Annotated in this window: 8 protein-coding genes; 6 read left to right on the forward strand and 2 right to left on the reverse strand. The window is 35.7% G+C overall.

The window, feature by feature from the left end; all coding sequences use genetic code 11:
• Positions 1–141 precede the first annotated feature (141 nt).
• The 6 genes from recG (at position 142) to ACNQGH_RS14400 (ending at position 10,240) form a co-directional block, all read left to right on the forward strand.
• Positions 142–2,250, forward strand: coding sequence for an ATP-dependent DNA helicase RecG (recG, locus tag ACNQGH_RS14375; RefSeq protein WP_417956708.1), 2,109 nt, complete (start codon positions 142–144; stop codon positions 2,248–2,250).
• Between the two features lie 356 nt (positions 2,251–2,606).
• Positions 2,607–3,665 carry an efflux RND transporter periplasmic adaptor subunit gene (locus ACNQGH_RS14380; RefSeq protein WP_417956709.1) on the forward strand — a complete coding sequence of 353 codons (1,059 nt, stop codon included), beginning with the start codon at positions 2,607–2,609 and terminating at the stop codon, positions 3,663–3,665.
• A gap of 105 nt (positions 3,666–3,770) precedes the next feature.
• Positions 3,771–6,866 (forward strand): efflux RND transporter permease subunit, encoded by a 3,096-nt coding sequence (locus ACNQGH_RS14385; protein WP_417956710.1) that lies wholly within the window; start codon positions 3,771–3,773, stop codon positions 6,864–6,866.
• Between the two features lie 168 nt (positions 6,867–7,034).
• Positions 7,035–8,348, forward strand: a complete 1,314-nt coding sequence (locus ACNQGH_RS14390; RefSeq protein WP_417956712.1) for a TolC family protein — start codon at positions 7,035–7,037, stop codon at positions 8,346–8,348.
• Between the two features lie 28 nt (positions 8,349–8,376).
• Positions 8,377–9,240 carry a bestrophin family protein gene (locus ACNQGH_RS14395; RefSeq protein ID WP_417956713.1) on the forward strand — a complete coding sequence of 288 codons (864 nt, stop codon included), beginning with the start codon at positions 8,377–8,379 and terminating at the stop codon, positions 9,238–9,240.
• A 73-nt stretch (positions 9,241–9,313) separates the two neighbouring features.
• Positions 9,314–10,240 carry an AraC family transcriptional regulator gene (locus ACNQGH_RS14400; RefSeq protein WP_417956715.1) on the forward strand — a complete coding sequence of 309 codons (927 nt, stop codon included), beginning with the start codon at positions 9,314–9,316 and terminating at the stop codon, positions 10,238–10,240.
• A gap of 1 nt (position 10,241) precedes the next feature.
• On the opposite strand, the gene ACNQGH_RS14405 is transcribed toward ACNQGH_RS14400, so the two are convergent.
• Together ACNQGH_RS14405 and ACNQGH_RS14410 are read right to left on the reverse strand one after the other, a co-directional pair.
• Positions 10,242–10,616, reverse strand: a complete 375-nt coding sequence (locus ACNQGH_RS14405) for a DUF779 domain-containing protein (protein WP_417956716.1) — start codon at positions 10,614–10,616, stop codon at positions 10,242–10,244.
• A gap of 77 nt (positions 10,617–10,693) precedes the next feature.
• Complete coding sequence (locus ACNQGH_RS14410) at positions 10,694–12,199, reverse strand: aldehyde dehydrogenase family protein (protein ID WP_417956717.1); 1,506 nt, start codon at positions 12,197–12,199, stop codon at positions 10,694–10,696.
• Positions 12,200–12,435: the final 236 nt, after the last annotated feature.

A 12,435-nucleotide genomic window follows, 5' to 3' on the forward strand; every position in this document is an offset into this window, starting at 1 on the left:
AAAGCATAAACAGTAAGATGATTAAACTTTGTTTCATTTTGATTTTATAATTAAAAAACACTTCTGAAATACGCTAATTTTCTTACGTAAATTTAAATTTTCCTGTTTCCAAATTTCCAAACAAAAAACTATCTTCGCAGTATGCAGCAAAACCTCCTACTAACTCCCATCGAATACCTAAAAGGCGTTGGTCCCAATCGGGGCGAATTACTTCGTAAGGAATTGGGAATTCATAAGTATGGAGATTTGGTTAATTTTTTCCCAAATCGGTATATTGACAGGACCCGCTATTATAAGATTAATGAGCTGCAAAACAATAGTGCCGAAGTTCAGATTATTGGTAAAATCATCAATATCAAAACTGTTGAATTTGGCAGAAACCAAAAACGGTTGGTAGCGACTTTTGTGGATGATACCGGACAAATGGAACTCGTTTGGTTTCAAGGTCACAAATGGATTCGGGAAAGTTTAAAGCTCAATGAAATCTGCGTGATTTTCGGAAAATGTACTTCTTTTGGTAATGCGTTCAATATGGCGCATCCGGAAATTGAGTTGATGAGCGAACACGAACAAAGTTTACGTTCAGCGATGCAACCCGTTTATCCTTCGACAGAAACCTTAACGAATCGCGGGATTTCGAATCGGGTGATTAATAAACTGATGCAACAATTATTTCTGGAAACTCAGGCTTTATTCACGGAAACCTTACCCCATTATTTGATTAACGAATTGAAACTGATTCCTAAAAAAGCAGCTTTGTTCAATATTCATTTTCCAAAAAGTGCTGAAGTCCTGACAAAAGCCAAATTCCGATTAATCTTCGAAGAATTGTTCTTTATCCAATTGCAATTGATTACGAAAAATCTGATTCGAAAACATAAAATAAAAGGGCATCCATTTATAACAGTGGGCGACTATTTCAATGCTTTTTATCAAAATCATTTGCCTTTTGAACTCACAAACGCTCAAAAAAGAGTAATCAAAGAAATAAGAACGGATATGGGCAGCAACGCCCAAATGAACCGACTATTGCAAGGTGATGTAGGTTCCGGAAAGACAATTGTGGCTTTTATGAGTATGCTTTTGGCACTCGATAATGGCTTTCAAGCTTGTTTGATGGCACCCACTGAAATTCTGGCCAATCAGCATTTCATTGGCTTATCAGAATTGGCAAAAACCTTAAACATCAACATCCGAATATTGACGGGCTCCACCAAAATAGCTGCACGCAGAATTATTCATGAAGAACTGGAAACCGGTACATTACATATTCTTATAGGAACACATGCTTTATTAGAAGACAAAGTAAAATTTAAGAATTTAGGCTTGGCAGTGATTGATGAACAACACCGTTTCGGCGTAGAACAACGTTCTAAATTGTGGAAGAAAAATACGATTCCCCCACACGTTTTGGTGATGACTGCCACTCCTATTCCTAGAACTTTAGCAATGAGTTTGTATGGCGACTTAGACATTTCCGTGATTGATGAATTGCCACCGGGACGAAAACCCATTCAAACTGTACACCGTTTTGACAGCAACCGATTGAAAGTTTGGAAATTCTTGCGGGATGAAATCGCTTTGGGTCGCCAAATCTATATTGTGTATCCGTTAATTCAGGAATCGGAGAAAATGGATTTCAAAGATTTGATGGATGGTTACGAAAGTATTTCCCGTGATTTTCCACTACCGCAATATTCTATTTCAATCTTACACGGAAAAATGAAACCCGCGGATAAAGATGCCGAAATGAAGCGCTTTTCAGAAGGAAAAACAAATATAATGGTGGCAACAACAGTAATTGAAGTCGGTGTGAATGTTCCTAACGCCAGTGTCATGATCATTGAAAGCGCCGAACGTTTTGGATTGTCCCAATTGCATCAGCTTCGTGGTCGTGTGGGCCGTGGTGCAGAGCAAAGCTATTGCATTCTGATGACGAGCCACAAATTGAGTTCCGATAGTAAAACCCGAATGGAAACGATGGTTCAAACTAATGATGGTTTCGAAATTGCTGAAGTCGATTTGAAGCTTCGTGGCCCGGGAGATTTAATGGGAACGCTACAAAGCGGGGTACTCAACCTTCAAATTGCAGATTTAGTAAGAGACAGGGATACTTTGGCATTAGCCAGAAACTATGTTTTGAAATTATTAAAAGACGATGCAGGAATGCAAAAACCGGAGCATGCTGCATTGAGAGCCATTTTTATCGAAATGACTAAAAAGAAAAATATTTGGAATTACATTAGTTAAACTATTATTTGTCCTATTTTTTTAATGCTGAAAGTAATTCAGGTTCATTTACTATTTAGTGGAAACTCAGGTACCTTATCATCAATTCGGTTTTAAATTATAAATTCAGCTTCATTGAATTAATTTTCCTAAAAACAGTATTTTTTTCAATTATTGATTAAACCATTTCATTTTTTATAAGTCCTATGATGAATCGCAAAATGGATCTGTTTTTTGAAATTTGTGAACTCTTAAATTTCACAATATTAATATTTGTATGTACAAACGTTAAATAAAAATTAACAAATCGGCTAATCCCAATTCTATATCCTAAATTTGTCTTTTAACTATAATTATTAAGACTTTATACTCTGAATATGAAAATAAAATACCTTGTTTATACCTTATTGCTTGTCGGAATTGGTGGTTTTATTGCCTATCGCATTTCAACAAACATTTCCAAGAATGATGATTCAAAAGATAAAAATGGGAAAGATAAAACCATGAACGTAAGCGGAATTGTTGCCAAACCGCAAACTTTCGACAATAATCTGTCGCTTTCAGGATCTATTGAAGCAAATGAACAAGTGGAAATTCGAAGTGAAGTTTCCGGTATCGTAGAAAGCATCTATTTTCAGGAAGGGAGTAATGTCAACAAAGGTCAGGTACTTTTCAAAGTAAATGATCTAGAATTAAGAGCGCAATTAAGACAAATGGCTACTAAAGAAGGTTTAGCCTCAGAAAATGAAAGAAGAGCCAAACTTTTACTGCAAAAAGAAGCCATAAGTCAGGAAGAATATGATATAGCAAGAGCTGATTTGAAAACGGCACAAGCGCAAAGCCAATTGATTAAAGCGCAAATCGCAAAAACATCCGTAAGAGCACCATTTTCAGGAAAAATAGGATTGCGTTCCATTTCACCGGGAACTTATATTACTCCAACAATTTTAGTAGCGAAATTAGTTAATACGGGCAAATTGAAAATCACTTTTTCGATTCCGGAAAAATACGCTAATCAGGTAAAATCAAATACAGTGTTAACTTTTACAGTTTCTGGATCAGATGATAAATATACTGCCAAAGTTTATGCAATCGAACCTGAGGTTGCAGTTGCAACCAGAACCTTACAAGTTCGCGCTATTGCCGAAAACAGAGATGGAAAATTATTACCCGGTACTTTTGCCAATGTTGAATTGCCATTGGACATTATTAAAGATGCAATCGTAGTTCCTACTGAAGCAATTATTCCGGTACAAAATGGGAAGAAAATTTTTATTTCCAGTAATGGTCAGGCCAAAGAAGTTATGGTGGAAACTGCCACGCGAACGGACGCCACAATTCTGGTACTTTCAGGTTTAAAAGCCGGTGATACCGTTATAACAACTGGCGTAATGTCTTTAAAAGACGAAACTCCTGTGAAGGTGAAAGTTAAATAGATTTCAGAAATAAGATTTCATGAAGCCAATCTGAAATCTAGTATCTAAAATCCGAACATAGCCAGAGGCGTAAACTGGCGATGCAATCAAAAATCTAAAATCTAAATGAGTTTATCTACTACAAGTATAAGAAGACCGGTTTTAACTATTGTTATCAATTTAGCAATCGTCTTGTTTGGAATTATTGGTTACAGTTTTCTTGGGGTAAGAGAATTTCCTTCGATTGATCCGGCACAAATTTCGATTCGTACCAATTATGCCGGAGCAAATTCAGATATCATTGAATCCCAAATTACCGAGCCGCTTGAAAAAGCGATTAATTCCATAGATGGAATTCGAAATGTAACTTCATCAAGTATTCAGGGAAGCAGCAATATTACGGTTGAATTTAATTTGAACAAAAACCTGGAAGAAGCAGCTAACGACGTGCGTGATAAAGTTTCTCAAGCCGTTCGTAGTTTGCCGCAAGATATTGATGCCCCACCGGTAGTTTCAAAAGCGGATGCCAATGGTGAAGCTATTATTTCAATGACAGTTCAAAGTGATACCCGAAATGCGCTTGAACTGAGTGACTATGCTGAAAACGTAATTTCACAACGACTGGAAACCATTCCTGGTGTAAGTGGTGTTCAAATTTGGGGACAAAAAAAATACGCTATGCGTTTGTGGATTGACCCTGTGAAATTAGCTTCTTATGGTTGCACGGTCTCGGAAGTTAGAGATGCGCTGAATAAACAAAATGTAGAGCTGCCTTCGGGTAAATTGACAGGAAATAATACCGAACTTACAGTAAAAACTGTAGGAAATTTATCCACTCCTGAAGAATTTAACAATATCATTATTCGTTCCGTAGGAGAAAAAACAGTTCGATTTAGCGACGTTGGTTCAGCTACATTAGGGCCTGAAAATATTGAAACCAAAATGACCCAATCCGGAACACCATTAGTGGGTGTTGCAATTGTACCGCTTCCAGGGGCTAATTATTTAGATATTTCAAAGGAATTTTACAAAGAATTTGAAGTTTTAAAAAAGGATTTACCGAAAGACATGCATTTAAATATTGCGCTGGACACCACTGTTTTCGTTAAAAAATCAGTTGTTGAAGTGGCAGAAACTTTGGGGATTTCAATAATTCTGGTGATTTTAATTATTTATTTATTTTTCAGGGATTGGGCAATCGCCTTTAGACCATTAATCGATATTCCTGTTTCGCTAATTGCGACTTTCTTTATTATGTGGCTTTTTGGCTTTTCGATAAATGTACTGACCTTACTGGCCATTGTTTTGGCAACGGGTTTAGTTGTTGATGACGGAATTGTAGTCACCGAGAATATTTACAAAAAAGTGGAGGAAGGAATGTCGCCAATTGAAGCAGCAATAAAAGGCTCGAACGAAATCTTTTTTGCGGTAATATCCATTTCCATAACCTTGGCAGCTGTATTTCTTCCCGTTATTTTCCTCGAGGGGTTCGTCGGGCGGTTGTTTAGGGAATTCGGTGTCGTAATTGGGGCTGCAGTATTGATCTCGGCTTTTGTTTCGTTGACATTAACACCAATGTTAAATGCCTACTTGATGAAAGGCGGTGAACAAAAAAAATCAAAATTTTATGTTTTAACGGAACCTTATTTTCAGAAGCTAAACACCAAGTATGCTGATGCTTTGCAACGATTTATGAAAAAGAAATGGTTGAGTTTCCCCATACTGATAGCCTGTTTCGGATTGATCTATTTATTTTTTAATTTAATCCAAAAAGAAACGGCACCCTATGATGACCGAAGCGGTTTAATGATGAGTATAACCGCACCCGAAGGGGCGTCGTATGAATATACAGACCGATTTATGCAGGAACTTTCTCAATTAATCGATGATTCTATTCCTGAAAAAAAGGTAGCTCTAATTATTACTTCACCCGGGTTTGGTGCATCAACAGTAAATAGTGGTAGAATTAGAGTTTCTTTGACTGAACCAAATGAAAGAAAACGTTCCCAAAAAGAGATCGCTGAAAAATTGACCGAATTAACTAAAAAATATCCAGAAGCAAAAACTTCAGTGATCGAGCAACCCACAATAGCAGTAAACAGACGTGGTGGCCTGCCGATTCAATACATAATTCAGGCGCCAAACTTTGAGAAATTAAGAGAAAAAATTCCATTGTTTATGGATGAAGCTGCAAAAAATGAAACGTTTGCAATTACTGATGTGAATCTGAAATTCAATAAACCAGAAATCAATGTAACCATTAATCGCGAGAAAGCGGAAAGCTTGGGGATTTCAGTTATTGATATTGCTCAAACCTTGCAACTTTCGTTAAGTGGTCAACGTTTTGGTTACTTTATGAGAAATGGAAAGCAATACCAGGTCATTGGACAATTTGATCAAAAGGACCGTTCCAAACCATTGGATCTAACGTCTATGTTTGTCAAAAATAATAAAGGCGAATTAATCCAAATGGATAATGTCGTAACGATTGAGGAACAAAGTAACCCACCGCAATTGTATCATAATAATCGATATATGTCGGCAACAGTTTCTGCAGGTCTCGCTCCCGGCAAAAGTATCAGCGATGGAATTGACGCCATGAATGAGATAAAAGCCAAAGTTTTGGACGATACATTTACTACCGATCTGGGTGGAGAATCCAGAGATTTTGTTGAAAGTAGCTCGAATACTTCTTTCGCATTTGGATTAGCTTTATTACTGATATTTTTGATTTTAGCAGCCCAATTTGAAAGCTTCATTGATCCGTTTATTATCATTTTAACAGTCCCAATGGCAGTTGCCGGAGCATTATTCTCCTTATGGTTATTTGATCAGACCTGGAATATTTTTAGTCAGATTGGAACTGTAATGTTAATTGGTTTGGTAACCAAAAATGGAATTCTGATTGTCGAATTTGCAAATCAGCTACGAGAACAGGGCAAATCTAAAATTGATGCTATTTTAGAAGCTTCAGAAGCTAGACTTCGTCCAATTTTAATGACCAGTTTGGCCATTTCATTAGGTGCGTTACCAATTGCTATGTCGCTTGGAGCTGCCTCAACAAGCAGAATCGGAATGGGAGTTGTAATTGTTGGCGGAACCATTTTCTCTTTGGTTTTAACATTATTCGTTATTCCGGCAATGTATTTAATGTGGTCAAAAGCAAGAAAGCATTATCCTGAATTCGATCATATTGAAGAATATGAAAAAGAAGTAAAATAACGTAGTCCCTTTTTCATTTATTTCAAAAAACTTAAATGAACTCAACTGCCTTATCGGTTTTAAAACACTTAAGATAGCTCAGTTCATATAAAAAACAAATACTTTTTTAATTCTTAGTCAAATGATTTTTTTGTTTACAGGAATTTAATACTAAAAAGATATTGCCTTATGATGCACACTAAAATACTATGTAGAAGTTTAATTTTGTTACTCTTTTGTATTATCAAAACCAATGCTCAAGAAGTTTTAACCGTGGAAGATGCCGTAAAAATTGCATTGGAAAACAATTACGAAATCAAAATTGCGTCGAACAATATATTAATAGACAAAACCAACGTAAGTTCCGGAAATGCTGGAATGTTGCCAAAAGCCACAGCTACAATTACTGACAATAACGGTATTCAAAACATTTCACAAACGAGATCAGACGGAACTGTTAACAAACTTGATAATGCCAAAAATAACAGTTTGACTTATGGTGTGGGTTTAGATTGGACTGTCTTTGACGGATTCAAAATGTTTGCAAAAATGGACCAATTAAAAGAGTTACAAAAATTAGGTGAAGCACAGTTAAAACTGACTATAATAACAAAAATAAGTGATGTCAATGCAACCTATTTTGACTTGGTGCAACAACAGCAGCAATTGGCTGCTTTAGACTCTACCATCGTTATTTCAAATCAACGACTGACTTTGGCACAAAACAGATTTACCATTGGTAAAGCATCAAAACTGGAAGTTTTAAATGCGCAGGTAGATTTAAATACAGACAAAGTTACTTTCCTGAGACAAAAAGAATTATTTGCCAATACTAAAATTCTATTGAATCAAATACTTGCCAGAGATGCTAAAATTGATTTTAAAGTGGTCGATGCAATTGTTGTCGACAACAAATTAGTACTTACGGAATTAAGCGCTTTGGCAGAAAAGCAAAACCCACAATTAGAGAGCCAAATTATTAATAAAAGGGTTTCTGAATTGCAATTGAAACAAATAAAAGCGGCGCGTTATCCAACAGTAAAACTAAATACCGGTTATAATTTTTCTGAAAGTCAATCCAGTCTTGGTTTTACGACACAATCTTCTGCCAGGGGATTAAATTATGGTTTTAGTGCTTCATTGAATTTATTTGATGGATTTGCTCAAAACCGGAATGAGAAAATTAGCCAGATTCAAATTGATAATTCAAAAATAGCTATTGACCAACAAAACCTTGCCTTGCATTCTGAATTGGCTATTTCTTATCAAACCTATTTGACCAATTTAGAATTGATCGCTTTAGAAGAAAAAAATGAAGCTATTGCTAAACAAAATCTAAATATTACGCTGGATAAATTTAGAATTGGAACCATAACTACTCTAGAATTCAGAACAGCACAATTGAATTATGTTAATGCGAAAGTACGTTACAGTAATGCTCAGTTTCAAGCAAAATTATCAGAAATAGCATTAAAAGAATTGGCTGGTAATCTTAGTTTTTAATTTAAATTTGCAGCAAATTTTAGCTAAAATGATTTCATACAATACAAAAGACTGGTTTACTTTTATCTTTCGTTTTCATAAAGCGGATACCTTTAGAACATTATTTCCAATAATGCTGGCTATTGGAGCCTATTCCGGAATTATAGGTTATTTAGAAGTTGAATATTGGCAATTATCAGACAACAGTTACGTGAAGAACATTACCATAATGCACGGAATGCTTGGTTTTGTAATTTCATTATTGTTAGTTTTTAGAACCAATACTGCCTATGACCGCTGGTGGGAAGGACGTAAAATGTGGGGATCTTTAGTCAATAACAGCCGGAATTTTGCCATCAAATTGTCCGTAATCCTGCAGGATGAAAAAGACCGCAATTATTTTCGAAAAATGATCCCCTGTTATGCCTCAATTTTGCATAAACATTTGAATGATAGCGACACCAGTAAACAATTATTTGATGATGTGGATTTAGAAATTGACCATCACAAACATAAACCCAATCAGATAGCAAAAATGTTATTTCAAAAAATCAATGATTTATATATTTCAAAAAAAATAACGGGTGATCAATTGATTATTTTAAATGCCGAAGTACTGTCCTTCACTGAAATTTGCGGGGCATGTGAAAGAATCAAAAACACACCTATTCCCTATTCTTACAGTGCTTTTATCAAAAAATTCATCTTCTTTTATGTGATGACATTGCCTTTTGGCTATTCTTTCAGTCTTGGTTATTATGTGGCGCCGGTTGTGGTTTTTATCTTTTATGTCTTGGCCAGTCTTGAGTTAATTGCTGAGGAAATTGAAGATCCTTTTGGAACTGATGAAAATGATTTGCCAACTCATAAAATTGCCCAAAACATAAAAAAACATGTAGAGGAATTACTTTAAAATTTGTTAAAGAGTGTTCCTGTTCTGGTTATTTTCATTAAATTTAAACTTTATCTTTCTTAAGTTTAAAACTATGAATACTAATCGTGTCTTTCTAAATCCACCGCATTTATCAAACGAAAAATCGTTAAAAACATTAGTTGAAAACAGAACCGTTTATTCCTTAAACCACTGTGAATTAAATCTTTTTGAAACTTACGAATCTTCTTCGTTAGTTCCTCTGAAGTTTAATGATTTAGTGGTGACAAGCATGTTAAGAGGCAAAAAAATAATGCATCTTTTTGATGACCCGGGTTTTGATTATCTGCCAGGTGAAACTGTTGTGATTCCTTCCAATGTGGAAATGAAAATTGACTTTCCTGAAGCTACAAAAACCAATCCAACGCAGTGTTTGGCTTTGGCAATAGATCAAACTAAAATTACCGATACATTACAATTCTTAAACGAGCGATATCCAAAAGAAGGCAATTCCCAATTCTGGCAGTTAAATTACCAGAATTATTTCTTCTATAATAATGTGGAACTCGCTGCAACCATCAATAAGCTGATTAAAGAATGCATGAGCACCTCGATAACAAAAGATGTTTTATCCGATTTGACTTTGCAGGAATTATTGATTCGAATTATCCAAACACAAACCGCAAAAGCTATTGACGATGGTATGTTTACGGATGCGAAAAATCCTGTTACCGAAGTGGCAGCATTCATCCGACTGAATTTGAAGGAAAACATCAGCATGAAGCATTTGAGCGAAAAAGCATGCATGAGTACTACTTCTTTCTACCGACTTTTCAAAAGAGAATTAGGCATGAGTCCGATAGAATTTGTAATAAGCGAGAAAATAAGATGCGCCAAACAATTACTCAAAGACCCTACGATACAAATCAATGAAGTTTGCTATTTGTCCGGATTTGAAGATTCCAATTATTTTATTCGTTTGTTTAAAAAACACGAAGGAATCACTCCAAAACAATACCAATTATTATACGTAGTAAACTAAATTATTCAATGAATTTCAGAGGCTCAAGCGATTGCTCCTCTTCGGATGTGAAAATCCTATATTCAATTCGGAATGTTTTTTTTAGTGGTGTTTCCAAAGAAAACCCTCCTACTCCAAAAGCATCAATTACATCCAACGTAAAATGAGCGTGTTTCCAATATTCGAATAAATCCTTGTCAACCCAAAATTCAGTATTTTCGATTGTGCCAAGACAAACATCTCCCATTCTCTGATAGAATCCACCTTTTTCAAAACATTGGGGCTGTGTACCTTCGCAACATCCTCCTGCCTGGTAAAACATTAAATCACCGTGCTTTTTTTGCAAAGATTTAATTAATTCTATTGCTTTTTCTGTTGCTTTAATTCTTTTTGTCATCTTCTTTCATTTAAAATAAAACCTGACAAATGATTGAAATCTGTCAGGTTTACCATTAACCAATAATCTTTAATCTACTAAAAGAAACCTAATTTTTTTTTATCGTATGAAATCAGCATATTTTTTGTCTGACGATAATGTCCAAGCATCATTTTATGATTTTCACGACCAATCCCTGATTGTTTATAACCTCCAAAAGGAGCTCCAGCTGGATAGGAATGGTATTGATTAATCCAAACACGGCCTGCTTGAATAGCTCTTGGAACCTGATAAATTTCATGTGCATCACGCGTCCAGACTCCAGCTCCTAAACCATACATCGAATCGTTAGCAATGGCAATAGCTTCTTCTGTAGTTTTGAAAGTGGTAACTGCCAGAACAGGTCCGAAGATTTCTTCTTGAAAAATACGCATCTTATTATTCCCTTTGAAAAGAGTTGGTTTGATATAATATCCTCCTGAAAGATCTCCATTCAAGTGGTTTTCTTCACCACCAAGTAGCACTTCTGCACCTTCCTCTTTTCCTAATTTAATATAGGTAAGGATTTTTTCTTTTTGAACCAAGGAAGTCTGCGCTCCCATCATCGTTGTTCTGTCCAACGGATTTCCCAATTTGATAGCTGCTGTTCTTTCAATTACCTTGCCAATAAATTTTTCATATATAGCTTCGTGAACCAATAATCTGGAAGGACAGGTACAAATTTCTCCTTGATTTAAGGCAAACATAACCGCACCTTCAACCGCTTTATCAAAAAAATCATCGTCAGCGTCTCCCACAGATTTCAGGAAAATATTTGGAGATTTCCCACCCAGTTCCAGCGTCACAGGAATAATATTTTCGGTGGCATATTGCATCACTAAGCGACCCGTCGGTGTAGAACCTGTAAAGGCAGCTTTTGATACTTTTTTGTTGGTCACCAAAGCTCTTCCAAGCTCAGCACCAAAACCATTAACAATATTGATAACTCCCGGAGGAAGGACATCGCCAATCAACTCCATCAATACCAAAATGGAAATTGGCGTGCTTTCCGCTGGTTTTAAAACTACTGTATTTCCTGCGGCCAACGCCGGAGCTAATTTCCATACAGCCATTAAAATTGGAAAATTCCAGGGAATAATTTGTGCAATTACTCCCAAAGGTTCGCTTAAAGCGATAGAAACCGTTTGTGAATCCAGTTCCGCAATTGAACTTTCCTCAGCACGAATTACACCAGCAAAATATCTGAAATGGTCTATCGCCAAAGGAATGTCTGCAGCGAGAGTTTCACGAATCGCTTTTCCATTATCTATGGTTTCAACTGTGGCGATATACTCCAGATTATCTTCGATAACCTGCGCAATTTTATTCAATACCATACTGCGTTCTGTAACTGATGTTTTTCCCCATGTTTGAAAAGCTTCGTGCGCCTTATCAACAGCCAGATCAATATCAACTTTAGTTGAATGGGCTGCTCTTGTAAATACTTTTCCATCAATTGGAGAAACAACATCAAAATATTGTCCACCAATTGGCGCGACAAATTTTCCTCCTATATAATTATCATACGTTGCCTTAAATTCAGGTCTTTTTGCAATGTTATCCATGTCGTTATCTATTTTGTTTTATCAAAAATAGTTTCATATTCATCATTAGAATAGCACAATTCATTCAACCAGTAGCATTAAATTTTCATATCTTCTTTTTTAACGTTATTTTATTCTTTTATTCGTATATATTTATGTTTAATAATGCACAATCATTATTTCAAATGTTCCTGAAATGTGGCAAATCAGTTATAAAAAACCAAAAAAATTGTTTCTTACTCCAACCTGCAATCCTT

This window comes from Flavobacterium kochi (genome assembly GCF_048286715.1).
Classification (GTDB): Bacteria; Bacteroidota; Bacteroidia; order Flavobacteriales; family Flavobacteriaceae; genus Flavobacterium.

Coding starts and splice junctions, on each gene's coding strand:
- ACNQGH_RS14405 (WP_417956716.1), bottom strand. CDS start 10,616: ATGACAAAAAGAATTAAAGCAACAGAAAAAGCAATAGAATTAATTAAA.
- ACNQGH_RS14390 (WP_417956712.1), top strand. CDS start 7,035: ATGATGCACACTAAAATACTATGTAGAAGTTTAATTTTGTTACTCTTT.
- ACNQGH_RS14410 (WP_417956717.1), bottom strand. CDS start 12,199: ATGGATAACATTGCAAAAAGACCTGAATTTAAGGCAACGTATGATAAT.
- ACNQGH_RS14385 (WP_417956710.1), top strand. CDS start 3,771: ATGAGTTTATCTACTACAAGTATAAGAAGACCGGTTTTAACTATTGTT.
- recG (WP_417956708.1), top strand. CDS start 142: ATGCAGCAAAACCTCCTACTAACTCCCATCGAATACCTAAAAGGCGTT.
- ACNQGH_RS14380 (WP_417956709.1), top strand. CDS start 2,607: ATGAAAATAAAATACCTTGTTTATACCTTATTGCTTGTCGGAATTGGT.
- ACNQGH_RS14395 (WP_417956713.1), top strand. CDS start 8,377: ATGATTTCATACAATACAAAAGACTGGTTTACTTTTATCTTTCGTTTT.
- ACNQGH_RS14400 (WP_417956715.1), top strand. CDS start 9,314: ATGAATACTAATCGTGTCTTTCTAAATCCACCGCATTTATCAAACGAA.